This window comes from Planomonospora algeriensis (assembly GCF_977012225.1).
Map to the genome: position 1 here is coordinate 1 of NZ_CDRNDK010000056.1, position 23,883 is coordinate 23,883.

Consider the following 23,883-nt stretch of genomic DNA (forward strand, 5'->3'; position numbering starts at 1 on the left):
CAGCACCTACACCCTCACCCGTGGCCCAGAACCCTGATTAGCTGCGGAACCCAGGCGAGTGGGGCCTCCGGAACCACCGCGGGAGGCGAACCGCAGGAGAGGCGGGGGAGTTCTACGGGGTGTCGCCTCTGCCGAAGGCCTTCATCTCCCGGCCGTGGACGGCGAGAGCGTAGATGACGAGGACGTCGAAGGCGATGACGATCACCGACCAGAACGGGTAGGCGGGGAGCCAGGCGAAGTTGACGAGCGCCTGGAGGGAGGCGAGGAGGATCCCGACCACCCGCCCCCAGGTCCTGCCCGCCATGACGGCGGCGCCGGCGAGGACGATGACCACGCCCATGATCAGGTGGGTCCATCCCCAGGTCGTGTAGTTGACCGGGATCGCCAGCTTGTCCGAGGTGACGAGGTAGAAGTCCGTGTTGAAGATCCCGACCAGGCCCATCAGCGCCTGGGAGCAGCCCACGAGCATCATCCCGATGCCGGCGAACATCACCCAGCCGACCCAGCCGGTGGGTCGGGGCTCCTCTCGGGAGAGTGTCGTCTGCGCCCGGTCCGCCTGGCGCGACCGGGGCGCCGCCTCAGGGATGTGGTCCCGGGAGGCCTGCTGGTGGTCCCGGGAGACCTGCTGCGTGCGTCCGTAGCGGGGTTCTTCCATGGTGGCTCCCTCCGCGCGGTCCGGTGCTCCCGACGGCGCGCCTCTCCGGCGGCCGTCCGCGCGCTGTCCGGGGATTCGTCGGGCCGAGCGGCTCCGATGCACGCCCGTCACCGCTCCTGTCCCTCCCTCACGTACCCGAGACCCGCTGACCACCTCCCCATATGGCCTGTTAAAGATGCACAAAGTAGGTATGGCACCGGTTTGGTGATCGACTCCCGGAGGGATGTGCTCCCTCAACCGACGAGGCGTTTGCGCCAGTCGAGGGGGGTGACGGTGATGCTCTGCGAGGGATCGCCGTTCCACTCCACCGGAAGACCGGTCCTCTCGAGCGCGGCCACGACCTCCCGGCCGATGGACGCCGTGGTGTCCGATGAGCCGTCGAATCCGCCGTACAGGAGCGCCAGCCCGTGCCCCCTCGCGGCCGAGTCCGTGCACTGGCTGTGGAAGTAGACGTAGCCGCGGGCGTCCGGTGCACCCGCCGACCAGATCTCCGCCTGACCGCAGGAGCGGCAGCAGGCGAAGTGCTCCTTCGCGGTGATGCCCGAGGCCTCCAGGGCGGTGAAGGCCCGGCTGAGCCGTTCCGGGTCCGTCTCCCCCTGCCAGGAGGCCTGCTCCTCGACGCGCTCCAGCCACATCCGGTCCGCCAGCCGGCGCGCCTGTTCGGGGGAGACCGGGTGGCGGTCGTCTGAAACGAGGTATTCCTGCGCGAGCTCGGCCAGTTGCGCCCGCGTCGCGTAACCGCCCACGATCACTTCGCGGACGCGCGCGTCGAGCCGCTCGCGTTCGTCCTCGTCGAGTTCGAGCGGAGGCGGGGGCTCGGAGGGACCCAGGTCCAAAGAGGTCCAGTCCAGCCCGGAGTCCCAGTCGTCCTCCGGCCGCGCCCAGCGGGTCATGGCCGCGATCACCGGTCCGGGATCGTCGAGCACCGCCTGGAAGTGCCGGTCGGGAGCTCCGTCACGGTGTTCCAGCACATAGTCGCCGCCGTTCTCGTGCCATACCTGAACGAAGACCTCGGGCAGGTCGGGAATCCGCTGGACGACCAGGAACCTGTCGTTCCGGCCGCCCAGCCGGCCGATCAGCTCGGTGAGTCCTCCGGCGTCCACCCGGACATACCGGCGGCCGTCCTCGGTCCGTACGGTGATTGCGAACATGTCGGCCACCCTGGCACAGGGCGCGGTCGTCCGTCCTCGGTCCGCCCTATCGGGCACCCGCCGCCGCACCGTCGACCCGGCCTGCCGGTCAGCGTGGGCGGCTGAGGGCGGCCTCGGCCAGATCCGTCCATTCCCCGGCCGAGGAGTGGGGCACGACCACCCAGTCCTTAACCGTCCGGCCCTGCCCCGAGGGGTCGAACAGGGACGCCCCGGCCAGTCGGAGTGCGGCTGCGTGTTCGGGGGTGTCCCTGACCAGCCTGAACACCATCGCGCCGTCGCGCTGCAGGCTCGCGAACACCTTCCCGGCCTGATCTTTGAGCGCGGGCCTCCCCATCATCGTGGAGATCCGCACGCCCAGGTCGGCCAGCTCGGCGCCGACCTGCTTGAAATCCTCTTCCGGGCTCATCGTCAGTCGGTCCCCAACTCCATGGCCATGCCGTTCTCTTCCGCCGACGTGACACATGACGTCGCCGGGTCGCAGCGGACGCGGGTCGGGCGGGCGCGAGCCGTGATCATTCCACGTGGCGATCAATCTATATCACCCGTCATATCTGGACTGCGCCTGTTTGTCGTCGTCAGTCCGTGCCCGTCGCCCATCAGCCGGAGGGTGTGCTCCGGAACCGGTCGGTCCGGGCCGCCGCGGTCTCGGCGGGACCGGTGTCGCCTGTCCGGTCGGCGTCGCGCCCGCGGACGGGTGGACCCGGCGTTTCGCGGTGCCCGGCCGGCGGGCCGTTAGGCTGTGCCCGTGACATCCGGGGCGGAGCGGGGAACGGCGTTGCGTGCGGACGCCGCGCGCAACCGCGCACGGGTGCTGCAGGTCGCCCGTGAGCAGCTGGCCATGGGTGACGACTCGCTCATGCTGAACACCATCGCCCGGCTCGCGGGGGTGGGCGTCGGGACCGTGTACCGGCATTTCCCCAACCGGCACGCGCTGCTGGAAGCGCTGATGGCGGAACGTTTCCAGCAGCTCGTCGACGAGGCGCGGGCCGCGGCGGCCGGGGCCGAGGAGGACGCTCCCGCGAGTCTGCGCCGCCTGCTGCGGTTCACCCTCGGGCGCATGCTCGACGACGCCGGGTTCGCGTCGGTGCTCGAATCCGCCGGCGGCGCCGATGCGCAGACCTCGGCGCTGAGGGCCGATCTGGACGGCGCGCTGGCGGAGCTGCTCGACCGCGCCCGCCGTGCGGGTGCCATCCGGTACGACATCGGGGCGGACGACGTCCGCCGTCTGCTCTGCGGCATCGGGCACGCGGTCCGCTCCGGCGGTGACGCCGCCGTGCACGCCGAGACCTACCTCGACGTCCTGCTGGAGGGCTTGCGCCCCCCGCGCTGACGGCGGTTCGCCCCCATCGGGTCCGGACCCGGCGGTCCGGTCCCGCCTTCGGGCCTGGACTCGATGGTTCGCTCCCGCCGCGTCCGGACCCGGCGGTCCTGCCCCGTGTCCGGACGCGGCGATCCGGAATCCACAGACCCGGCGGTCCGGAATCCACAGCTCGGAGCCCACGGCCCGGGGGCCGTCGCCGTACGCCCGCCTCCATTAAACGGATAGTCATCCACTTGTGTTACGGTGTGGATCACGAAACGGATGGCTATCCGGTAATGGGCGACCGACGAGGGGTGGATCATGGGCGGACGGGCTGTGGTGACGGCGGGGACCGGGGGGATCGGGCTGGAGACCGCGATGGGGCTGGCGGCGCGCGGTCACGCGGTGACCGTGGTCGGCCGGAACGCCGAGCGGGGTGTTCGCGCGGTCGAGCGGATCGGCGCGGTGGCGACCGGGCCGCGGGCGAGGTTCGTCGCGGCCGACCTCGCCTCGCTCGACGCGGTCCGGGGGCTCGCCGCCCGGCTCGCCGGAGAGGGACCGCTGCACATCCTGGTCAACAACGTCGGGGCGATGTTCGCGGACCGGCAACGGACGGTGGACGGGATCGAGGCGTCGTTCGCCGTCAACCACCTCTCCCCGTACCTGCTGACCGAACTGCTGCTGGAACCGCTCCGGGCCGGAGGGCCGAGCCGGATCGTGAACGTCACCTCGGGCGCGGTCCGGACCGCCAAGCGTTCCTTCGACGCGGTCGAGCCGCCGGGCGGCTACTACGGCTTCCACTGGTACGGCCGGGCGAAGCTGGCCAACCTCGCCTACACGCTGGATCTGGCGGAGCGGCTGCGAGACACGGGCATCTCGGTCTTCGCCGCGGACCCCGGCGGTGCGGCGACCGAGATGACCGACGGCACCATGCGGTCACCCCGGATCGTCTCGCCGGGACTGCGGCTGCTCTGGCCGCTGGTCCGCCGTACCTTCGAGCGCGCCACGTCGGGTTCCGCGTCGGCGGCCGCGCGGTCGTCGATCCTCGCCGCGGCCGACGCCTCCCTGGACGGGCGGACCGGCCTGGTCATCGGACCCGATGCCCGCCCCGTCATGCCCTTCCGCCCCGCCACCGACCCCCGGACGGCCGAGGCCGTTCTCCGGCTCAGCCGGCGGTCGGCTCCGCTCGTCCCCGCCTGATCTCCGGAGGGCGGGAGGCGGCGCCTGCGGGCCGGTCCCTCCGGTGGGGACGCGGCCGGGTCCGTCGTGCATGCGGGGGTCCCGGGTCTCAGAACGTGATGACGACCTTCCCCGTGGCGCGTCCCTGCTCCTGGTAGGCGACGGCCGCCGGGATCTCCTCGAACGGGTAGCTCCGGTCGATGACCGGGGTGAGGCGCCCGTCCTCGATGAGCTCGGCCAGCATCGTCAGGTTCCGCTTGTTCTCCGTGCACCGGACCACGTCCGTCAGGACCGTCCGCTGGGACGTGAACGGCGAGGCCGCGAGCGCCGAGATGATGCGGCCCATGGGCTGCAGCCACCGGCCGCCCGGCCCGCCGACGATGACGAGGGCCCCCTTGGGGGCGAGCACCCGCCGGTACGCCGAGGCCGGGTGGCTTCCCACGCAGTCCAGCAGCAGGTCGTAGCGCCGCCCGCGCCGGGTGAAGTCCTCGGCGGTGTAGTCGACGACCTCGTCCGCGCCGAGCGACCGGACCAGTTCCACGTTCCGGGTGCCGCAGACGGCGGTGACCCGCGCGCCGAACGCCTTGGCGAGCTGTACGGCGAACGTGCCCACGCCTCCCGAGGCCCCGTTGACGAGGACGCTCTGCCCCGGCTGGACCCGTCCGTCGTCGCGCAGGCCCAGCAGGGCGGTGCCGGCCGCCAGCGGTACCGCCGCCGCCTGCTCGAACGACAGGTTCTTCGGTTTCGGCACCAGCTCTCCGGCGCGGACGCAGGCGTACTCGCCGAAGCCGCCCTGCTTGGGCATGCCGTACACCTCGTCGCCGGGGCGGAACTCCGTCACGTCCCGGCCGACCGCCTCGACCTGCCCGGCGATGTCGGCGCCCAGGATGCGGATCTTCGGCCCGAACAGGCCGGGGCCGCCGCCCATCAGGCGTGCGAGGTACGGCTCCCCTCTCATGAGGTGCCAGTCGTAGGGCTGGACGGAGGTGGCGCGCACCCGGACCAGCACCTCGTCGGCGGCGGGCACGGGCTTGTCGATCTCGGTGAGCTGCAGCGCGTCGGGTGAGCCGTACGAGCGCAGGACGAACGCCTTCATGGGATTCCCTCCTCCACGGCGGGCCCGGGTGCCGCCGGGGGCGGGCACGTCCCGAGCCGTGGAGGCCAGCGTAGAAATCCCGCGCAGGGGACTCATCAGCCGAAAGTACGCCTGATCGGCGGACGATCGGCCAGGTCGGAGCAGGCCGTTCCGGTGATGATCCGCCACCGCGCCGGCGGCCACGATCGGGTCATGACCGATGAGAGGCCGACAGGCCGGTTCGTGCCCGCCATGCTGATCCTGCTCAGCGCCGTGCCCGTGGTCGCGGGAGCCGTCCGCTTGACCGAGCTGACCGGCGGAGCGGAGATCACGCCGGAGAACGCGCGGTTCTTCGCGGTGCCCCTGCCCGTGGTGCTGCACATCGTCAGCGTCAGCGTCTACAGCGTTCTCGGGGCCTTCCAGTTCGCCCCCGGATTCCGCCGCCGGAGGCCCGGCTGGCACCGCGCCGCCGGGCGGGTCCTGGTCCCGGCCGGGCTCGTCGCGGCGCTCACGGGGCTGTGGATGACGGTCTTCTATCCCTATCCCGCCGGCGGCAGCGATCTCCTTTCCGGTATCCGGCTCGTGTTCGGCACGGCCATGGCCCTGGCCATCGTCCTCGGCTTCGCCGCGATCCGGCGGCGGGACGTCGTACGGCACCGCGCCTGGATGATCCGGGGTTACGCGATCGGCCTGGGCGCGGGCACGCAGGTGCTGACCCACCTGCCCTGGGTCCTGGTCTTCGGGGCGCCCGGCGAGGTCGCCACCGCGCTGCTCATGGCGGCCGGCTGGGTGATCAACCTCGCGGTGGCCGAGTGGGCCGTCCGCAGGCGGCCGGCGGCCCGGGCCGTGCGGCTCAGCGCCTGACACGGCCGAGGGGACCGTCCGGCGGCCGGTGACCCGGTCGGTCTGTCCGGCTCAGCGGCTCAGTGCCGGACGCGGCCGGTCTCGTAGGCCCAGATGGCGATCTCGACGCGGTTGCGGGCGCCGAGCTTGGCCATCAGGCTGGCGATGTGGGATTTGACGGTGCTGAGGGAGATGTAGAGCTCGTCGGCGATCTCATTGTTGGTCCGCCCGCGCGCCACGGCGGCGAGGATCTGCTCCTCGCGGCCGGTGAGCGCCTCGATGGGCTGCACCGGGGCCGATCCGGACCCGGTGCGGGCGAAGGTCCCGAGCAGGCGCGCGGTGACGCTCGGGGCGATGAGCGCCTCGCCGCCGGCGGCGGCGTGGACCGCCTGGGAGAGCAGGGCCGCGCCGGCGTTCTTGAGCAGGAAGCCCCGGGCACCGGCCCTCAGCGCCGCGTAGACGTACTCGTCGAGGTCGAACGTGGTGATGACGACGACGGCGAGGGGGTCGGCGACGTCGGGTCCGGCGAGGGCGCGGGTGGCGGCGATGCCGTCGAGGCCGGGCATGCGGATGTCGAACAGGCACACGTCGGGACGGAGCCGCCGCGCCAGTTCGACGGCGCGCCGCCCGTCGGCGGCCTCGCCGACGACCTCGATGTCCGGCTGGGCGTCGAGGATCATCGTGAGCCCGGTGCGGACGATCTCCTGGTCGTCGGCGACGACCACCCGGATGCTCACGTCGCCGCTCCGGTCCGGGGCAGCACGGCGCTCACGGTCCAGCCCCGCTCGGGGCCCGGCCCGGCCACGCAGGTGCCGCGGAGCAGGTGGGCGCGCTCGATCATGCCGATGATCCCGTATCCGGGTGACGAGGCCGGGCGGACGGAACCGCCGTCGCCGTCGTCGCTCACGCGCAGGCGCACCGAGGTGTCGTCGGCGGTGACGCGGACCTCGACGCGGGTGGCGTGGCGGGCGTGTCGTACGGCGTTGGTGATCGATTCCTGGGCGAGGCGGTAGAGGGCTGCCTCGACCGACGGGGGGGAGGTCGCCGAGGTCGCCGGAGATGTCCACGTCGACGGACGGGCCGGAGCGGTTGCGGCCCGCGAGCCGTTCGATGTCGGCGACGCGCCGGCCGGGTGCCAGGTCCATCGGCTCGTCCGGCCGGTCCCGGCGGAGGACGCGGACCAGGGCGTGCATCTCGTCGAGCGCGCGCGCCGCCTCCGCCTCGATCACGCGGAGCGCCTCGGTCGCGGCGTCGGGCCGCGTCTCGGCGACGGCGAGGCCCGCCTGGGCGCGCACCGCCATCGCCGAGACGTGGTGGGCGACGGTGTCGTGCAGGTCGCGGGCCAGCTGCTCGCGTTCGAGCAGCTTGATCTGGTCGAGCTCGCGCGCTCTCTCCCGGGCCCGGTACCGGAGCGCGCCGCCCAGGGCGACGGTCGCGGACAGGGCGGTGAACGCGCCGATCACGTCGGCGCCGGCGGTGCGGCCGGTGAGCGTGGAGAGGGCGGCCGAGACGACCATGATCGCGAGGCCGATCGCGGCCTCGCGTCCCGATCCCCACCGGAACAGCGCGTACGGCAGGATCAGCTGGTACGCCATCGTGTACATCTCCGAGGGGGCTCGCCCATCAGCAGCGGGGTCAGGCCCGTGACGGCGAAGCAGATCACGATCATGAGCAGCGGCCGGGTCCGGCGCCACAGCAGCGTGGGCGCCAGTCCGACGGCGATCGCCACCGAGACGACCCGCCACGGAAGGTCCGGCCGCAGGAAGCCTTCGAGCACGGCGGTCGGGACGAGCACCCCCACGAGCACCCAGTCGCGCCACACCCGCGGGGGAGAGCCGGGAGGACGGGGTTCGTCCCATAAGGAACGAAGAGTGGCGAACACCCCGTCATCGTACGAGAGCCCGTGCCGCTCCGGACCGGCCTGAAGGACGAGATGTGCGTTCCACCGGTACGGTCGCGCGTCCGCCGGACTCGGACATGGTCCTGCCATGGGGTTCCGCTGTGGTCCCGTTGGGAACGGTTTGACGAGGTGGACGGTCGAGGCGGGTCCGCTGCGGAGAGCGTGGCGATCGCGCTGGAGACACCGGTTCCACGGCCTTTGTGAATCGCCTGTGACGAGTCCGCCCGGGTGGCCGGGAATCAATGTAACGATATTTTCCGCGTATGGAGAAATGAGAATGGAGAACGGGTCACGGCCGGACGAGGAATGCGCCGGAGGGTGCGGAATGAATGCCCCAGTGGCTCTTCCGTCCGGAGAGCGGGCCGTCGGTGCGGGGAAGAACGGCCGTGTCGTGGAGCCGCTCGGCCCCACGACACGTGACCACCTGTCGAAGGGGTGATCTATCGGGTGATCTTCAGAACCTTCTTCAGGTAGCGCTTGTGGACGTAGCCCGTGGTGATCGTTTTATGTCCCTGAACCGCGCGCCAGTTCGTGGTGGCGAGCTTGCACTGGCCCAGGACGGCATAGCGCGGATCGATCCGGTCGACCACCTTGGAGCTCTTGCTCGGCTTCCGGTGGACGTTGAGGTAGGTGCCGCTGGGGACGTTGCGCACCTTGTAGGCGCATACCTTGTCGGCCTGTGCCGGGGTCGCGGCGGCGGTGCCGAGTGCCACGAAGCCGCCACTCGCGATGGCGGCCGCCGTGAACGTGCCGGCGAGTCGCTTGAATATCATTCGTCCCTCCTCGGTACGTTGACATTGCGACATGTCCCTTATGTCCGGATTCTCGGATCGAAAACGGTGTCATCATGCCATGCTTCATATATGGGGGTTTTCGAGCCTTTCTTTGAATCGGTGATGAACCGGGTTTCCTGCTGGGCTCTTCGGTGACGGACCGGGGTCCGGGACCGTACGCGGGTTCCCGATCCCGTCCGGGCAGGGGCCTGCGGAGTCCCGGCGCCGCGCGGGCACGGGTGCGGGTCCCCGAGGACCCGGCGTCCGCCGAGTCCCGGACCCGGCGCGCGCGGTTACGGGAGCGGAGACGGTACCTTTCAGCGGGGCGCGCGGCCGGTCGGCTGCGCGGGGCCGGTCGGGGGACGCCGCCCCTGTCCGGAGTGGTGCGCGACACGACAGGAGACCACGTACGTTGTCCTCTGAGATGCCCGGGATGTCTGCGACCTCCGAGGCGCGCGAACATCCGGAACACCCGGAACCCGCCGCGGGCGGAGACGGCTCCGCACTGCGAGCCGACTGCGGGAGCTGCTTCGGCCTGTGCTGCGTCGTGCCCGCCTTCGCCGCCTCGGCGGACTTCGCGATCGACAAGCCCGCCGGGCAGGCCTGCCCGAACCTGCGCCAGGACTTCCGCTGCGGCATCCACGACCGGTTGAGGCCCGAGGGTTTCACGGGCTGCACCGTCTACGACTGCTTCGGTGCGGGGCAGAAGGTCTCCCAGGTCACCTTCGGAGGGCGGGACTGGCGGCGGAATCCCGGGACCGCGAAGCAGATGTTCGAGGTCTTCCCCGTCATGCGGCACCTCCACGAACTGCTCCGGTACCTGGCCGAGGCGCTGACGCTGGAGCCGGCCCGTCCGCTCCACGCCGAGCTCCGTGCAGCGTTCGACGAGATCGAGAGCCTCACCCAGGGCGATCCGGCCTCCCTCCTGAAGCTGGACGCGGCGGCGCAGTGGCGGCAGGTCAACGCCCTGCTGCTGCGCGCGAGCGAACTCGCGCGGGCCGGGATCGGGGGCCGGAGGAAGGACCGGCGGGGCGCGGACCTCATCGGGGCGAAGCTGAAGGGCGCCGACCTGAGAGGCGCCGACCTGAGGGGGGCCTACCTGATCGGGGCGGACCTGCGGGGCGCCGACCTGCGGACGGCCGATCTCATCGGGGCGGACCTGCGGGGCGCCGACCTGCGGGGCGCCGACCTCACCGGGAGCGTCTTCCTCGTCCAGGCGCAGCTCGACGCGGCGAGGGGCGACGCCGCCACGAGGATCCCGCCGTCGCTCACCCGTCCCGCCCACTGGTGAGACGACGCCCGTCCGGGCGCTGAGAACCTCCCCGGCGGGGCCGGAGGTACGGCGGGCCGGCCGGTTCGGCCGGTTCAGCGGGTTCGGCCGGAGGTACGGCGAGGCCGGAAGGTGCGGCGGGTTCAGCCGGAGGTCGCGGTCACCCGGTCGTCCCAGGAGATCCGGTGGTCGTGCATCCAGCCCAGGCTGTTCCTCCTGTCCGCCTGCCGGAGGAACACGGGCAGGGCGAGGTCGCGGAAGAGGGCGCCGAAGGCGCCGGGAGCCTTGCCGCTCCCGTTGCGCCTGCCCTGCGCCACGACCCGCTCCACCCGCGCCCGCCGCAGCCGCTCGAAGGCCGTGAACGCGTCGCGGGTGCCGGGGACGTCGCGCAGGCACCTGGCCAGCACCACCGCGTCTTCGATCGCCATGGACGCGCCCTGGCCGGAGGAGGGCGAGGTGGCGTGCGCGGCGTCGCCGATGATGACCATGCGTCCGCCGGACCACTTGGGCACGGTCGGGAAGTCGTAGGTGTTCCAGCCGGGCAGGATGTGCTCGGTCGCGCCGATGATGTCGAGCATCGGCCCGGTGTCGTCCCGGAACAGCTCCACCAGCCGGGCGCGCCACTGCGCCGGGGTGATCGCGGCCAGCTCCTCCGGGGTCGGCTCCCGGCGGCTCGGCGGGTTGGCGAACCACCACACCTCGCCGTCGGGGTGGACCAGGTAGCCGAAGAAGCACCTCCGGCCGAAGACGAAGTGGTTCGTCCCGGGCCGGCCCGGCACCGTGACACCCCGTGCGAAACCGCCGGTGTTCAGCAGGCCGACGTGCCGGGCGCGCGGCGCTCCGGGGTCGATCAGCGTGCGGGTGCGCGAGCGCAGCCCGTCGGCGCCGACGAGCAGGTCGCCCTCGGCCGTGCTCCCGTCGGCGAAGACCGCGCGCACCCCGTCCGCGGTGGTCTCGGCGTCGGTGAGGCGCTTGCCGTAGTGGACGCGCACGCCGCGCCGTACGGCCTCGTCGCGCAGGGCCCGGTAGAGGTCGGTGCGCTTCAGCGTCCGTCCGGGCTGCCGGAGGGAGGCCAGGAGCCTGCCGCGTCCGTTGCGCATCTCCATCCGCGGCGTGTCCATGCCCAGGTCGCAGACGAGGTCGTGCAGATCGAGCAGGCGCAGGGTCTCCAGTCCGTTGGCCGCGAGGGTGAGGAAGGCCCCGACGCCGTCGGCGCCGCGGCCGTACGCCTCGTAGACGTCGCTGTCGATGCCGGCCCGCTGCAGGGCCATGGCCGTCACCGGGCCGGCGATCCCCCCGCCGATGATCATAGCTCTCTTAGTCATGAGATAACTATACATAAAATGACTAGTATTCGGCCGGTTCTACGATGGCGCCATGTCCTCACGACGGTCTCCTCTCGCGATGGCGTTGCTCTCCCTGATCGCCGAGGAGCCGATGCACGCCTATCGGATGCAGCAGCTGATCAAGGAGCGGCACAAGGACGACGTGGTCAACGTCGCGCAGCGCAACAGCGTCTACCAGACCATCGACCGGCTGCTCCGTGACGGACTGATCGCGGTCCGGGAGACCCTGCGCGAGGAGAACCGCCCGGAACGGACCGTCTACGAGCTCACCGGCGCGGGCCGGGAGACGCTGCGGCACTGGATGAGGACGATGCTCTCCGCTCCCGCCCGCGAGTTCCCCGAGTTCCCGGCGGCGCTCGCCTTCCTGCCGGTGCTCCGGCCCGACGAGGTCCGGGCGGCGCTGGAGGAGCGGGTGGCCTCGCTGGAGGGGCGGCTGTCGGCGCTGGACGCCGACCTGGCCGAAGGGGCGGAGTTCCTGCCCCGCCTCTTCCTCGTGGAGTCCGAGTATCGGCGGGTCGCGGTCGCGGCCGAGCTGGACTACGTCCGGGGCCTCGTCGCCGACCTCCGTGAGGGCCGGCTCGCCTGGGACTACGAGCTGTTGTAGGACCGGGTCCCCGGGTCCCGGGGTCCCCGGGGCGTCTCTCCGACCTCCGGATGATCCATCTGTTTCCGTCGATGTCCGGACTTGGTCACTCTTGGTGTTTGTGTGGTGACGACTGGCGACATAACTGCTCCTGTCGGTGACAGCGCTGCAGATGGGGACGCCGTGGGCGGGGAACAGGTACCGGAGAAGAACGTGCGGCTTCGCCCGCACCGCCCGCCGCGGAGGCGGCCCGACGCGTTGCCCGGCTGCCGGCGGCCCGAGGCGCCCCGCCGGGAGCGCGTTCGATGACGGTCGGCGGGCTGACGAGGACGGGGAGGCGGACCGCGGTCACCGCGGTGGCCGCTCTGCTCCTGGGGGCGGGGGCGCCGGTGGAGGCCGGAGCCGGGCTGGACGATCCACCCTGGCCGGGAATGCCCGGAGGCGGAGCGGGCGTGCTGCCCCTGCCGGAAGCGGCGGGGAGCGCGACGGGCACGCCGCCGGGGGTGGGGACGCCGCCCGGGGTGAAGATGCCGGGAGGGGTGGAGACGCCGGGAGGGGCGGTGGGCGTGCCGTCCGTGGTGGGGACACCGGGAGAGGTGGCGGGAACGCCGCTCGGAGCGGGGATGTTCGGTGACGTCATGGGTCAGGCGCCTGGGACGGGGACGCCCGGGAACGCGACGGGACAGGGGCCCGGGGCGGAGGCCACGGGGGGCGAGGGCGCTCCGGCCGCGGGGACCCGCTCCTTCCGGGACGAGTTCACCGGTCCCGCCGGGAGCGCGCCCTCGGCGTCGAAGTGGAAGCAGCTCACGGGATGCATGTGGGGACACGGGGCCGAGAAGCAGTGCTACACCGCCGGTGGCCGCAACGCGCGGCTGGACGGCGCCGGCCACCTCGTGATCAACGCCCGGCGCGAGAAGTACGTCGGCGCGGACGGGGTGTCGCGGAGGTACACCTCGGCGCGGCTCGTCTCCAGGGCCAGCCGGGCGGGCGGGACCCTGCGGGTCAGGGCGAAGCTGTCACGGCGGCAGGCCGGCGCGTGGCCGGCGATCTGGCTGCTCGGCACGCCGGAGGCGAAGACGCCGCACTACGGTGAGATCGACCTGATGGAGAACGGCCTCAACGGGGCCGCCTGGGATCCGGAGTACCACGTCCACACCTCCGGTGCCGGTTCCGGCGCCGGAGGGGCGTACGGCGTCGACGCCACCCGCTGGCACGTGTACGAGGTCAGATGGACCACGGGCCCGTCCGGCCGGGTGTGGTTCCGCATCGACGGCAGGCTCGTGCGGGTCCTGCCGTACCGCGTGCCGTCCGGCTCGCCCGCCGAGGTCATCCTGAACATCGCGGTCGGTTCGCAGGCGGGCCGTCCGGCGACGGACCTGGACAGCACCATGACCGTGGACTACGTGCGGATGGGCGGGTGACGGCCGGCCGGGCCGTGCGTCAGGGGATCACCAAGGCGGACCACGGGACGGTATGGACGAGGCCAGACATGCTCCAAGCCACGGTGCGGAATGTCCACGCCTCATGCGTCCGCGAGGCCGCCGTTCCTAGTTTTGGCGCATGCGCTCCGATCGTCTCGAACCCGTCTGGCGGTCCGCCCTGACCGTGGCGGGCCTCTTCGCGTCCGTCTTCACCGTCCTGTTCGTCTCACTGATCCCCGGCATGTCGGCGGACGCCTTCTACCTGGCGGCCGGAGCCGGGGTGACCGCCTGCGCGATCGGCCTGACCTGGTGCGTGCAGCGCGTCGTCGAGGACCGGTCCTGGACCGAGCTCGGGCTGGCCGTCTCCCGCCGGTCGATCGCCAAGGCGTCGCTCGGAGCGGTCGCGGGAGCCGCCGCGGTCTGCGCGGCGAACGCCGCCTGCGTCGCGCTCGGCGCCGCCGACTGGGACCCGGACGCCTCCCTGGCGAGCGTCCCGGCCTGGCTCACGGTCATCGTGCCGGCGGCCCTGCTGGTGCAGGCCGTACCGGAGGAGCTGTGGTTCCGGGGCTATCTGTTCCGGCACCTCAGCGAGTCGCTGCCGCCGTGGGTGACGATCGCGGTGACCTCCGTCCTCTTCGGCGCCCTGCACATCCTCTCCCAGAGCGGATCCGTCTCCCTCCAGGAGAAGCTGCTCTACGTGGTGCAGGCGACGGCGTTCGGGTTCATGCTCGTCGCCTGCCGGATCGCCACCGGGGAGCTCTGGCTCGCCGTCGGCTTCCACGCCGGGTACGACATGCTGAACGAGCGGCTGATCACCCCCGGTGAGGGGCTCTACGCCGTCAACCTGGTCTGCCTGGCCGCGGTCCTGACCGCCGCCGCCGTGCTCACCCTGCGCCGGCGGCACCGCCGTACGCCCTTGGCCTGGCGGGCGAGGCCCGCGGTCTCCGCGACCCTCGTCGCCCCGGCCGCCCCGGCGCCGGTCGAGGAGCGGCCGCTGGCCGGTTCCGCCGTGTGACCGGGCGGCCCGCGCGGTCTTCCGCCGTGTGATGGGCGACCCGCACGGCCTTCTTCGGCGCGTGGTTCACCTCGGTTCTCCGGGGCACGGAGGAGCTGGAGGGTTCTGCGGGAAGGAGAGCGCGATGCGGGGGCTCGTGTGGATGAAGGACGAGGGGGCCGAGTACGCCGAGGTGGACCTCTCGTCGGGGCTGACGGCGGTCGGAGTGGCGATCGGGACGGATCCCGTGCCCTACCGCCTGGAGTACTCCCTGCGCACCTCGGCGGAGTACGTGACCGAGCTGCTGACCGTGCGGGCGCATGGCGCCGGCTGGGCGCGCGCGCTGGATCTGCGGCGCGGCACCGACGGCATCTGGTCGTGCGAGACCAAGTGCGAGGGTGAGCTCGAAGGCCCGGAGCCCGGCGGGGACATGGCGGGCCTCAACGACGCGCTCGACTGCGACCTCGCCCTGTCCCCGCTGACCAACACGATGCCGGTGCTCCGCCACGGCCTGCTGCGGAGCCAGGGGCGGATGGGCTTCGTGATGGCCCTGGTCCAGGTGCCCCAGTTGCACGTGGTCCACCACCCGCAGAGCTACACGCACCTCGGCCCGGACTCCGTGCGCTACGAGAGCGAGGGCTTCAGCGCCGACCTCGTCTGCGACGACGACGGCATCGTCACCGACTACCCGGGCCTGGCGAGGCTGGCGGTCCGCTGACCCGTCCGCCGCCCGCCTCCGGGTACGGCGAGGCCGGCGGTCCGCCGACCCGTCCGCCGCCCGTCTCAGGGCGCGTCGATCACGCTCCCGCGCCGGGCGCCGCCGTCCGGTCCGTTCGCCGGCCGAGGTAGGTGAGCGGGCCCGCGTCGGTGACCGGGATCTCGTGGAAGCCGATCCGGTCGTAGAAGGCGCGGGCCGCGGTGTTGGCGGTGACCATGCCGAGGTGGACGTGCTCGACGCCCTTGCGGTGCAGCGCGTCGAGGAAGGCGTTCATGAGCGCGCGTCCGTGGCCCTTGCGCTGGTGGTCCGGGAGCAGGTCGATGTGGAGGTGCGCCGGGTAGCCGGCCAGTTCGGGCACGATCATGCGCTCCGGGCGGTACATGAGATCGATCATCACCTCGCTCGGCGTGGCCGCCGGCCCGTCCAAGGCGGGGAAGCGCTCTCTCATGCGGGGCAGCCAGGACTCCCGGTAGGCCTCGACGAAGGCGGGGGTGTCGGCGGTGCCCAGGACGTAGCCGACCGCGCGCTGCCCGTCGTCGAGGACGAAGGCCAGGTCCGGCTCCAGCTCGGCGTAAGGAGCTGCGAAGATGCTCGGCATCAGCTCAAGGTCGGGGTAGATGTGCCGGGAGTCGCCGCCCTCGTGGGCGGTGCGCACGCAGATGTCGTAGAGCGCGGCGCGGTCATCGGGACGGTACGGCCGGACAGTCGTCATGGCATCCATGATGGGGGCTGTGGGAGCGCTCTCACAAGATCTGAAAAGGGGTGGAGCTGATTTCGGCCCGGATTCCCCTGCTTTCTTTCCCGGCGTGACCGCGGATCCCTGGTACGGCGGGCTCCCGTGAGGATGCAGGACTCCCTCGGCGTCGCAGAGAATCCGCCGCGGCGCCGAGGGAGGAGAACCGGATGTCCGTCAGTCCTGTCCGGACAACTGGCCCGGTGCGTCAGCCGAGCCGGAGGAACCGGTGCCCGTGGAACCGGTGCCTGAGGAGCCGGTGCCCGTGGAACCGGTGCCTGAGGAGCCGGAGGCCGGGCGGACGTGGAAGGCCACGTGCTCGTAGCGCCAGCCGGCGGCCACGGCCGCGCCCCGCGCCGCGTCGCCGACCGCGTAGTAGTGCGAGGAGCCCTTGAGCAGCCGGTACACCCGGACCGTCCCCGGCCCGGCGGCCGGAGCCGCGTAGAAGGCGACGCCTTCGAGCACGTAACCGGACCGGGAGACCGCGTTGTCGCGCTCGGTCGTGCTGCGGACGAAGAGGCGGTCGCCCGTCGACGGCGGAGGAGACGGTAGACCGGCACGGCCCCTGAGGAGGGGCTCGCCGCGGCCAGGAACCCGACGCCGTGGAGCTCGTAGCCGTAGTCCCGCACCGCGCGGTCGGCCTCCGCGCCGTTCAGCGTCATCAGGGTGTGCCCCTTGACGGGGTGGCGCAGGTAGTGGACCGGCCTGGTGAGCCCCGAGGAGGCCGTGGGAGCCACAGTCGGAACCACCGTCGGAACGGCCGTCGGGGACGTCGTCGGCCGCGGGGAGGTGGCGGTGGCGCTCGGGGTGGGCTGAGGCGACGAGGTCGCGCACCGGTGGCCGTGGGCTTCGGCGTGGCCGTGGGCGTGGAGCCGGTCGTGGGAGCGGGGGGCAGCGGGACGTCGCCCCCCGTTCCGTCCGGCCACCGCAGGCGCCAGCGCGACCGGGACCCCGGCCCGCACCCCGATCGCGGCGGCCACGTCCGCCGGCAGCGGGCGTCCGCCGCTCTCGGCGGGGCTGTCGGCGAGGCTCTCCGCGGTGGTCTGGAGGCCGTTCTTCGCGGCGGAGGCGGCGGTCCCGCCGTCGAGGTAGCGGCCGTTGGCCTCCCGCCCCGTCTCCCGGAACTTGGCCAGGCTGGTGTAGGCGACGTCGCCGCCGGAGGCCTGGGCCCACTTCACCAGCACGCCGGAGCCGTCCGAGGCGGAGCGCAGGTAGCCGTTGTTGTCCATCTGACCGGTGCCGATCATCTTGCCGGCGCCCACCCGCTTGCCCGAGGACGCGCTGTTGGCGTCCACGGTGTCGATCAGCGGGGTCTTGGTGGAGCGGCCCGCGAAGATGTTGTTCATCAGGGTCACGTCGGCGGTGTCCCAGGTGATCCCCTTGGCGCGGGCCTCCTGACTGGGGCAGTTGTCCGCGTTGCACCGGTCGAGGTGGGGCCTCGGGTCCTCCGCCACGAGGATGGACTGGGCGTTGTCCGCGAGGGTGTTGTTGTAGACGCGGACGTGGTTGGAGCCGCTGATCTTGAGGCCGTACTGGCCGTTGCCGGTCAGCATGTTCGACGCGACCAGGCCCCGGGCGGAGACCTCGTAGTAGAGGCCGTGCTTGGTGTTCCCCTTGACCAGGTTGCGGACCATGGTCACGTCGTCGCAGGACAGGTCGCACCAGAAGCCGGTGCCCTGGTTGCCCTCGAAGACGTTGTCCTTGATGACGGCGTTCTCCAGGAAGGTGGCCTTCACGCCCGCGCCGGCCAGGCTGGCCGACGACTCCAGGCCGATCCGCTCCTGGTTGTTGCCGACGAACCTGTTCCCGCTCATGATCAGGTTCCTGGCCTTGTGGGAGAGCACCCCGTTGAAGCCGTTCCAGGTGACGTGGTTGCCGGTGAGGCGGAGACCGGACGCGTGGGCGGCGATGCCCGCGGCGGCGTTGTGCGTGACGGTGTTGCCGTCGAGCACGATCCCGGCGGCCTGGGCGATGATCACCGCGGGCTGCTTGCGGTAGTCCTGGCTGGTGGCGTACTGGGCGAAGCCCAGCCCGCGGAGCACGGAGTTCTCGGAGCCCCTGTGGAACTGCACCGCGTAGCGCAGATGGGAGACCTCGGTCCGGTGGACGCGGGGGTCGGTCCCGACGACGAGGGTGCCGCGCGTGCCGTCCCAGTGGAAGGTGCCGGCCCGTACCTGGGCCCGTGAGGCCACCTGCTGGAGCGGCCTGCCGTCGGCGAAGACCATCGCCGGGTCGCCGCCGAGCGGGTTGCCCTGGGTGATGTCCGGAGGGTTGACGCACGCCTTGCCGTCGGGGCCCGGACGGCAGATGTCGGGGTTCCAGCCGTCGAGCCGCCAGGCGGATCCGTCGGGGACGAACCGCGTCCCGGGGATCACCGTGCTGCCCTTGAACCAGACCTCTTCGCCGGGATACGGCTGGAGTGTGACCGGTTTGAAGATCCCGCCGAGGGACTCGCGGTACTCGCCGCCGCGCAGCACGATCGTCGTCATCGTGCCGCCCGTCGCCCGCCGTACGGCCGCGGCGGCAGTACGGAGCGGTCTCTGGACGGTGCCGGGGTTCGCGTCGTCTCCGGTGTTCGCCGACACGTACAGGGCGTTCGCCGGTGCCGGAGAGGAGGGGATCTCCGCCTGGAACGCGGCCGCCGCCGTGACGGGGCCCGCCGCGGTCGAGAGCAGCGCACCTGCGAATACGGCAAGCAGGCCCGTTGTCACTCTTCCATAACGAAGTGTCATGCAGACCTTCATACAGATATCTGTGCGGCTATGTACATCGAAACCACAAATAAGTTGGTTTGAAACACTGATCACTTCTGTTCTGTTAATGATCGGATGGCCGTCGGATGATCGACGTGAGGCTGCGGGGCTGGCACCCCGGTGACGTCCCCGCGGTGCTCGCGGCCTTCTCCTCTTCCGACATGATCCGGCAGGCGGCCAGGCCGATCGACACGCCTGAGGCCGCACTGGAGTGGATGGCCTTCTGGGGCTTCAGGGACGACGCGCACGCCTTCGCCGTCACGGTGAACGGCGAGGTCGTGGGGAACGTCGCGGTGAGTAACATCGACTCGCACGATACCGGGTGGGTCTCGTACTGGACATCGCCGCACGCGCGGGGCCGGGGCGTCGCGGCGGCCGCGGCGGCGGGGCTGGCCGAGTGGGCGTTCCGCGAGCGGGGGCTGTTCCGGCTCGAACTGGGGCACCGGGTGGACAACCTCGCCTCGTGCGCGGTGGCGGTCAGAGCGGGGTTCGCGGCGGAGGGGATCGAGCGGGCCAAGCTCAAGTACGGGGACGAGCGCCACGATGTGGAGCGGCACGCCCGTCTGGCCACGGACCGGGCCGTGGGGTGAGGGTCGCGGGTCGAGCCGTGGGCTGGGCCGTGGGGTGAGGGTCGCGGACCGAGTCGGGGATGAGAGCCGTGGACCGCGCCGAGGGGTGCGAGTCGCGGGACCGGCCGTCGCGGATCCGCGAGCGGGTCAGAGGGTCTTCAGCCCGGCCAGGACGTCGCGGAGGAGGTCCACCCGGGGCGCCGCCCCACCCGATGACGTCCGTACGGTCACCAGCCCGGCGTCGCGCAGGTCTCCCAGGAGGACGCCGACGACGCCGACGGCCAGGCCGGTTCCGGACGCCAGTTCGGCCACCGAGATCGGCCGCCGGCAGGCGGCCAGGACCCTGCGGTGCTCCGGCGAGAGGTCGGGGGCCGCGGATCCGACCGCCGAGACCGTGGCGATCAGGTCGAACCGGGCACCGGTCGGCCGGGTCCGCCCCCTGGTGACCGTGTAGGGGCGGATGATCGGTCCGGCGTCCTGGTCGAGCCAGCGCTCCGTCATTTCTCATCACCCTCCTGCTCGGCACGGCGCCATCCCTCGCGGAACGACGTCAGGACGCGGCTCGGCGCGGGAGGCGACTCGTCGCCGTCCGGCTGCCGTGACCGCTGCGGCGCGCGCCGGGTACGGCCTGCCGCGGAGGAGCCTGCCCGGGTGCGGTGCGCCGGACACGCTTGGGCAGGCCGCTTCCCGCGGTGGCGGTCCGCCCGGTCTGGACCGGTTCGGTCCGCTCGGTCTGTTCGGTCCGCCCGGCCTGGACCGGCTCGCTCCGGCCGGTCCGCTCGCCGACCGCCTGGACCGCCCGTACCGCCTGGACCGCCTGGACCGCTTGGACCGGCCGGTCGGCGGGCGGCTCCGGGGTCTCGGCGACCAGCTCGTCGGGGATGAGCACGATCGCGGTGGTGCCGCCGAACGGCGACGGGCGCAAAGAGACGCGGATGCCGTGGCGGGCGGCGAGCCTGCCGACGACGAACAGGCCGAGCCGGTCGCTGTCGGCCAGGTCGAACTCCGGCGGATGCGCCAGGCGCTCGTTGAACTGTGCCATCTCCTCCGGGCTCATCCCGAGGCCGCGGTCCTCGACCTCGATCGCGTAGCCCCGGGCGGCCGGCTCGCCCTGCACGAGCACCGGGGTGTTCGGAGGCGAGAAGATGGCGGCGTTCTCCACCAGCTCGGCGATCAGGTGGACGACGTCGGTGACGACCGTGCCGGCGAGCGCCGGGCCGTGCGGCACCTCGACCGTGACCCGGCGGTAGTCCTCGACCTCCTCGACGGCGGCGCGGACCACGTCGTAGATCGCGACCGGGGTCCGCCAGCCGCGGCCGGGCACCGAGCCGGACAGGATGATCAGTCCTTCGGAGTGCCGCCGCATGCGGGTGGTCAGGTGGTCCAGGGCGAACAGGTTCTCCAGGGTCTCCGGGTCGGTGGCCCGCCCCTCCATCGTCTCCAGCATGGCGAGCTGCCGGTGCAGGAGCGACTGGCTGCGCCTGGCCAGGTTGACGAAGACCTTGCCCACGCCCTTGCGCATCTCGGCCTGGCCGACGGCGGCCTCGACGGCCGTCCGCTGCACCGAGGAGAACGCCTCGCCGACGCTCACGATCTCGGTGGTGGTGCCGTGGTTCAGCGAGGGGGACTCGGAGACCGGGCAGACGTCCTCGCCCCTGCGCAGCCGCGCGACCACATCGGGCAGGCGCCGGTTCGCCAGGTCGAGGGCCGCCTGCTGGAGGCCGACGAGCTCGGAGCCGATCCGGCGGCCGAAGCGCACCGAGACGAAGATGGAGGCCGCGACCGCGACGAGGCCGAGCCCGCCGGCGACGCCGATCTGGATCAGGGTCCCGGCGGCCAGCGGCTGGGCGCGGTCGGCGATGCGCTGGCTGATGTCGCCGGCGAGCCGGTCGAGGGTGTCGGAGAGGGCGACGGCGGCCGTCGCCCAGGAGGCTTCGGGCCGGGCCGCGGTGGTGAAGGCGTCCTCGACGTGTTCGAAGGCGGCGTAGGCCGGCGAGGCCGTCAGGCGTGCGTAGGAGGCCTGGAACTCCTCGTCGAGCTGCTTGACGCCGATGGAGTAGAGCAGCCTGCGGCCGGTGGTCAGTTCGGCGAACCGCGCGCGCTCCTGCGCGTCGATGGCGCGGGCGGAGACGACCCCGGAGACGATCGCGGCCTGCCGGCTCAGCATCTCGCGGCTCCGCCCGACCACGGTGGCGGCCCGCACCTGGTCGATCAGGTCGATGTCGGCCGAGATCCGGAGCTTCTCGTAGACATCGAAGGCCCGCTGGACGACGTCGCTGTAGGCGTCGAGGGTCTGCAGCCGACCGGCGGAGCGGGTGTCCACCCCGCTGCGGGCCTCGGTGAGCCGGTCCGCCGCGGTCAGCAGCCGGACGATCCGCTCCCACAGAGGGTCGGGGATGTCCGCCCGGCCCTCCGCGGACACCCGGTCGAGCTCCTCACGCGCCGCGTTGGTCCTGGACCGCTGGGCGTCCAGCGCGGAACGTGAGGCCGCGGGGTCGCCCAGGAAGGTCAGGGACAGCAGCCGCTCGTGCTGGAGGGCGGTGGCGAAGGCGCGGGTAGGGATGGTCACGTGTTCGTGGACCGTGCGGACGACGAGAAGCTCCTGGCCGCTCCGCAGGGTGATCGCCGCCGCAAAACCCCAGATCGTCACGAGGGAGACGAGGGGGACCAGGAGCAGAGTGAAGATCTTGGTCTTGATCGAGTACGTGCGGCGGGTCACAATACCTCGCATTGTGGATATGCGCGGTTAACAGTGGCGAAACTGTAGCAACGCGGAGCACGCACGGCCAGGGACGCGCTATCCCCTTGCACGGGGACCGTGAGCGGAAAAGTTCTGTGTCCTTGAGGTAATGCGGAACCCCGGGCACTTCGGGCACGTCTTTCCTGAGGATTAGGGGAGGCACCCATGACGGGGATGTCGGAACTGACCGGAGCGCAGCTGTCCGGGGCGGCGCAGGCCGTGCTGGCCAGGGGTGACGAGCTCGAGCGGTCGGGAGCGGTGCAGCTGGTCAGGTTCGGCCCGCTGCGCGTGACCGCCGAGGTGGACGACTCCGCCGCGTGCGTGGACTTCCAGGTGGCCGACGGGGTCCTGCGGTGGTCCTGCACGTGCCGCGAGGGCCGGGAGGGCGCGTTCTGCGCCCACTGCGCGGCGACGGCTCAGTCGGTCAGGAGGAAGACGGAGAGGAAGGCCTTCTCCGGCGTGTCGTCGGTCACGGCCTCCGAGAGCGCGGTCCGGATCGCGTCGTAGGCGGGGCGGTCGGCGTCCCGCAGGACCGCGGTCTTCGCCCAGACGAGCGCGTGCTCGCCGGGCGGCAGCCAGGACAGGTCGGTCAGGCAGTCGTACAGCGCGTCGAGGTTGTTGCCGAAGGTGTCGGGGAACGACAGCGCCTCGGCGATGGCCGTCATGGCCTCGGCCGAGGTGGTGATCTCCGAGCCGTCCAGCCGGTGCGGCGTGGCGGTGCCGATCCTCTGCCGGAAGGCGGCCTCGGCGCCTTCCTCGAACGTTCCCCTGGACAACGAGGTCACCTCCGCGGGTGTCGATGACGAAGGACCGGTGACGAGGTCGCCGGCGGGAGCGTCGTGGTGCCGGTGCCCCGGAATCCCACGCGGGGAAGCTACCCGCTCGTACTCGGAGGAAACGGCAGGAGACCGGGCGCGTTCGGCCGGGTCTCGAATAGGCGGACCTAGATTGTCTGGTTGTCTTACAATCCTTCCATGAAACTCGCCGTTCTCGGCGCCGCCGTGCTCTGGGGCACCGCGGGGACCGCCGGACTGCTCGTCGCCGGGGTGGACCCGATCTCCGTGGCGGCCGCCCGCCTGGTGGTGGGCGGCCTGGTGCTGGCCGTCACCGCGACCGTCACCCGAGCCGTCACCGCGTCCGTCACCGCGTCCGTCACCGCGTCCGTCACCGCGTCCGTCACCCGGGTCGTCGCCGCGACCGGAGCCAGGACCGTCTCGCGCGGGGGTCTGCTCCTGGCCGCCGCGCTGGGGGTGGCCGCCTACCAGCTCTGCTACTTCGCCGCGATCAGCCGGACCGGTGTGGCCGTCGGCACCGTGGTGGCCATCGGCAGCGGACCGGTCTTCACCGGCCTGCTCTCCTGGGCGCTGGACAGGGTTCCCCCCACCCGGCGCTGGGCCGGGGCGACCGCGGCGGCGGTCGCGGGCTGCGCCGTACTCACCGGCGGGGGAGGCCAGGTCCGCGCGGACGGGGTCCTGCTCGCGCTCCTCGGCGGGCTGCTCTACGCGTTCTACGCGGTGGCCGCGGCCCGGGTGATCAGGTCCGGCGCCTCCTCGGACGCCGTCATGGGCGCGCTCTTCGGCGGGGCGGGCCTGGTCATGCTCCCGGTCCTGCTCTGGACGGGCGCCGGCTGGCTGGCCGAGCCGAGCGGCCTGCTCGCGGCGCTCTATCTCGGCTGCGCCACCACCGCCCTGGCCTACATCCTGTACGGCAGGGGCCTGCGCACCACCCCGGTGGCGACCGCGGCCACCCTGGCCCTCGCCGAGCCCGCCGTCGCAGCCCTGCTCGGCGTCGCGGTCCTCGGCGAGCGGCTCACCCCGGTCTCGGCCGCCGGGCTGCTGCTGCTCGGGACCGGCCTGGTCGCCGCCGCGCTCCCCGAACGC

At 72.3% G+C, this 23,883-nt stretch carries 25 protein-coding genes and 2 pseudogenes; 11 read left to right on the forward strand and 16 right to left on the reverse strand.

Annotated features, from left to right (window positions below):
* Positions 1-112: 112 nt before the first annotated feature.
* The 3 genes from ACWJ6R_RS09115 to ACWJ6R_RS09125 form a co-directional block, all read right to left on the reverse strand.
* Positions 113-655: a DUF7144 family membrane protein gene (locus ACWJ6R_RS09115; RefSeq protein ID WP_449061780.1), complete on the reverse strand. Its 543-nt coding sequence runs from the start codon at positions 653-655 to the stop codon at positions 113-115.
* A 233-nt stretch (positions 656-888) separates the two neighbouring features.
* Positions 889-1,806 carry a DUF6891 domain-containing protein gene (locus ACWJ6R_RS09120; RefSeq protein WP_449061781.1) on the reverse strand — a complete coding sequence of 306 codons (918 nt, stop codon included), beginning with the start codon at positions 1,804-1,806 and terminating at the stop codon, positions 889-891.
* An 88-nt stretch (positions 1,807-1,894) separates the two neighbouring features.
* Positions 1,895-2,212 (reverse strand): hypothetical protein, encoded by a 318-nt coding sequence (locus ACWJ6R_RS09125; RefSeq protein ID WP_196450263.1) that lies wholly within the window; start codon positions 2,210-2,212, stop codon positions 1,895-1,897.
* 339 nt (positions 2,213-2,551) lie between these two features.
* Here ACWJ6R_RS09125 and ACWJ6R_RS09130 point away from each other — a divergent pair, with 339 nt between their 5' ends.
* Together ACWJ6R_RS09130 and ACWJ6R_RS09135 are read left to right on the forward strand one after the other, a co-directional pair.
* Positions 2,552-3,136, forward strand: a complete 585-nt coding sequence (locus ACWJ6R_RS09130; protein ID WP_449061782.1) for a TetR/AcrR family transcriptional regulator — start codon at positions 2,552-2,554, stop codon at positions 3,134-3,136.
* A 291-nt stretch (positions 3,137-3,427) separates the two neighbouring features.
* Positions 3,428-4,306 (forward strand): SDR family NAD(P)-dependent oxidoreductase, encoded by an 879-nt coding sequence (locus tag ACWJ6R_RS09135; protein WP_449061783.1) that lies wholly within the window; start codon positions 3,428-3,430, stop codon positions 4,304-4,306.
* Between the two features lie 88 nt (positions 4,307-4,394).
* On the opposite strand, the gene ACWJ6R_RS09140 is transcribed toward ACWJ6R_RS09135, so the two are convergent.
* Positions 4,395-5,381, reverse strand: a complete 987-nt coding sequence (locus tag ACWJ6R_RS09140; protein ID WP_449061784.1) for an NAD(P)-dependent alcohol dehydrogenase — start codon at positions 5,379-5,381, stop codon at positions 4,395-4,397.
* 192 nt (positions 5,382-5,573) lie between these two features.
* On the opposite strand from ACWJ6R_RS09140, the gene ACWJ6R_RS09145 reads away from it, so the two are divergent.
* Positions 5,574-6,224 carry a DUF2306 domain-containing protein gene (locus ACWJ6R_RS09145; protein WP_449061785.1) on the forward strand — a complete coding sequence of 217 codons (651 nt, stop codon included), beginning with the start codon at positions 5,574-5,576 and terminating at the stop codon, positions 6,222-6,224.
* Between the two features lie 59 nt (positions 6,225-6,283).
* Here the strand turns inward: ACWJ6R_RS09145 and ACWJ6R_RS09150 are convergent, their stop codons facing one another.
* The 5 genes and pseudogenes from ACWJ6R_RS09150 to ACWJ6R_RS09170 all read right to left on the reverse strand — a co-directional run bounded on the left by ACWJ6R_RS09150 (position 6,284) and on the right by ACWJ6R_RS09170 (position 8,876).
* Positions 6,284-6,940, reverse strand: a complete 657-nt coding sequence (locus tag ACWJ6R_RS09150; RefSeq protein WP_449061801.1) for a response regulator — start codon at positions 6,938-6,940, stop codon at positions 6,284-6,286.
* Positions 6,937-7,194, reverse strand: coding sequence for a sensor histidine kinase (locus ACWJ6R_RS09155; protein ID WP_449061802.1), 258 nt, complete (start codon positions 7,192-7,194; stop codon positions 6,937-6,939). The genes ACWJ6R_RS09150 and ACWJ6R_RS09155 overlap by 4 nt, the downstream gene beginning before the upstream one ends.
* A 232-nt stretch (positions 7,195-7,426) precedes the next feature.
* Positions 7,427-7,807 (reverse strand): annotated as a pseudogene (locus ACWJ6R_RS09160) (histidine kinase dimerization/phosphoacceptor domain-containing protein); the annotation flags it as partial.
* Positions 7,783-8,025 (reverse strand): hypothetical protein, encoded by a 243-nt coding sequence (locus tag ACWJ6R_RS09165; RefSeq protein ID WP_449061786.1) that lies wholly within the window; start codon positions 8,023-8,025, stop codon positions 7,783-7,785. The pseudogene ACWJ6R_RS09160 and the gene ACWJ6R_RS09165, both read right to left, overlap by 25 nt.
* Positions 8,026-8,543: 518 nt before the next feature.
* Positions 8,544-8,876: a hypothetical protein gene (locus tag ACWJ6R_RS09170; protein ID WP_449061787.1), complete on the reverse strand. Its 333-nt coding sequence runs from the start codon at positions 8,874-8,876 to the stop codon at positions 8,544-8,546.
* A gap of 433 nt (positions 8,877-9,309) precedes the next feature.
* Between ACWJ6R_RS09170 and ACWJ6R_RS09175 the strand changes: the two genes are divergently transcribed.
* Positions 9,310-10,167 carry a pentapeptide repeat-containing protein gene (locus tag ACWJ6R_RS09175; protein WP_449061788.1) on the forward strand — a complete coding sequence of 286 codons (858 nt, stop codon included), beginning with the start codon at positions 9,310-9,312 and terminating at the stop codon, positions 10,165-10,167.
* A gap of 122 nt (positions 10,168-10,289) precedes the next feature.
* Here ACWJ6R_RS09175 and ACWJ6R_RS09180 read toward each other — a convergent pair whose 3' ends face one another.
* The gene (locus tag ACWJ6R_RS09180; protein ID WP_449061789.1) at positions 10,290-11,471 is read right to left on the reverse strand and encodes an FAD-dependent oxidoreductase; all 1,182 of its coding nucleotides are present in this window, start codon (positions 11,469-11,471) and stop codon (positions 10,290-10,292) included.
* Positions 11,472-11,550: 79 nt separating this feature from the next.
* On the opposite strand from ACWJ6R_RS09180, the gene ACWJ6R_RS09185 reads away from it, so the two are divergent.
* The 4 genes from ACWJ6R_RS09185 (at position 11,551) to ACWJ6R_RS09200 (ending at position 15,208) form a co-directional block, all read left to right on the forward strand.
* A complete protein-coding gene (locus ACWJ6R_RS09185; protein ID WP_449061790.1) occupies positions 11,551-12,096 on the forward strand; it encodes a PadR family transcriptional regulator in 546 nt (181 codons plus the stop codon).
* A gap of 284 nt (positions 12,097-12,380) precedes the next feature.
* A complete protein-coding gene (locus ACWJ6R_RS09190) occupies positions 12,381-13,496 on the forward strand; it encodes a glycoside hydrolase family 16 protein (protein WP_449061791.1) in 1,116 nt (371 codons plus the stop codon).
* A 139-nt stretch (positions 13,497-13,635) separates the two neighbouring features.
* On the forward strand, positions 13,636-14,511 hold the full coding sequence (locus tag ACWJ6R_RS09195; RefSeq protein WP_449061792.1) for a CPBP family intramembrane glutamic endopeptidase: 876 nt from the start codon (positions 13,636-13,638) through the stop codon (positions 14,509-14,511).
* A 124-nt stretch (positions 14,512-14,635) separates the two neighbouring features.
* Positions 14,636-15,208, forward strand: coding sequence for a putative glycolipid-binding domain-containing protein (locus tag ACWJ6R_RS09200; RefSeq protein ID WP_449061793.1), 573 nt, complete (start codon positions 14,636-14,638; stop codon positions 15,206-15,208).
* 79 nt (positions 15,209-15,287) lie between these two features.
* On the opposite strand, the gene ACWJ6R_RS09205 is transcribed toward ACWJ6R_RS09200, so the two are convergent.
* The 3 genes and pseudogenes from ACWJ6R_RS09205 to ACWJ6R_RS09215 all read right to left on the reverse strand — a co-directional run.
* Complete coding sequence (locus ACWJ6R_RS09205) at positions 15,288-15,920, reverse strand: GNAT family N-acetyltransferase (RefSeq protein WP_449061794.1); 633 nt, start codon at positions 15,918-15,920, stop codon at positions 15,288-15,290.
* 198 nt (positions 15,921-16,118) lie between these two features.
* On the reverse strand, positions 16,119-16,406 hold the full coding sequence (locus ACWJ6R_RS09210) for a hypothetical protein (RefSeq protein ID WP_449061803.1): 288 nt from the start codon (positions 16,404-16,406) through the stop codon (positions 16,119-16,121).
* A 77-nt stretch (positions 16,407-16,483) separates the two neighbouring features.
* Positions 16,484-18,685: pseudogene (locus ACWJ6R_RS09215) on the reverse strand (right-handed parallel beta-helix repeat-containing protein); the annotation flags it as partial.
* A 95-nt stretch (positions 18,686-18,780) separates the two neighbouring features.
* Here ACWJ6R_RS09215 and ACWJ6R_RS09220 point away from each other — a divergent pair.
* Entirely contained in the window at positions 18,781-19,284 is a 504-nt protein-coding gene (locus ACWJ6R_RS09220; protein ID WP_449061795.1) for a GNAT family N-acetyltransferase, read from the forward strand.
* Positions 19,285-19,410: 126 nt separating this feature from the next.
* Here ACWJ6R_RS09220 and ACWJ6R_RS09225 read toward each other — a convergent pair whose 3' ends face one another.
* Positions 19,411-19,764 (reverse strand): DUF742 domain-containing protein, encoded by a 354-nt coding sequence (locus ACWJ6R_RS09225; RefSeq protein ID WP_449061796.1) that lies wholly within the window; start codon positions 19,762-19,764, stop codon positions 19,411-19,413.
* Between the two features lie 49 nt (positions 19,765-19,813).
* On the reverse strand, positions 19,814-21,982 hold the full coding sequence (locus ACWJ6R_RS09230) for a sensor histidine kinase (RefSeq protein WP_449061797.1): 2,169 nt from the start codon (positions 21,980-21,982) through the stop codon (positions 19,814-19,816).
* Positions 21,983-22,168: 186 nt separating this feature from the next.
* On the opposite strand from ACWJ6R_RS09230, the gene ACWJ6R_RS09235 reads away from it, so the two are divergent.
* Positions 22,169-22,510 (forward strand): SWIM zinc finger family protein, encoded by a 342-nt coding sequence (locus ACWJ6R_RS09235; protein ID WP_449061798.1) that lies wholly within the window; start codon positions 22,169-22,171, stop codon positions 22,508-22,510.
* On the opposite strand, the gene ACWJ6R_RS09240 is transcribed toward ACWJ6R_RS09235, so the two are convergent.
* Positions 22,420-22,779 (reverse strand): barstar family protein, encoded by a 360-nt coding sequence (locus tag ACWJ6R_RS09240; protein ID WP_449061799.1) that lies wholly within the window; start codon positions 22,777-22,779, stop codon positions 22,420-22,422. The genes ACWJ6R_RS09235 and ACWJ6R_RS09240 overlap by 91 nt on opposite strands.
* A 198-nt stretch (positions 22,780-22,977) precedes the next feature.
* On the opposite strand from ACWJ6R_RS09240, the gene ACWJ6R_RS09245 reads away from it, so the two are divergent.
* Positions 22,978-23,883, forward strand: a 906-nt coding sequence (locus ACWJ6R_RS09245; protein WP_449061800.1) for a DMT family transporter, incomplete at its 3' end; no start/stop codon positions are given.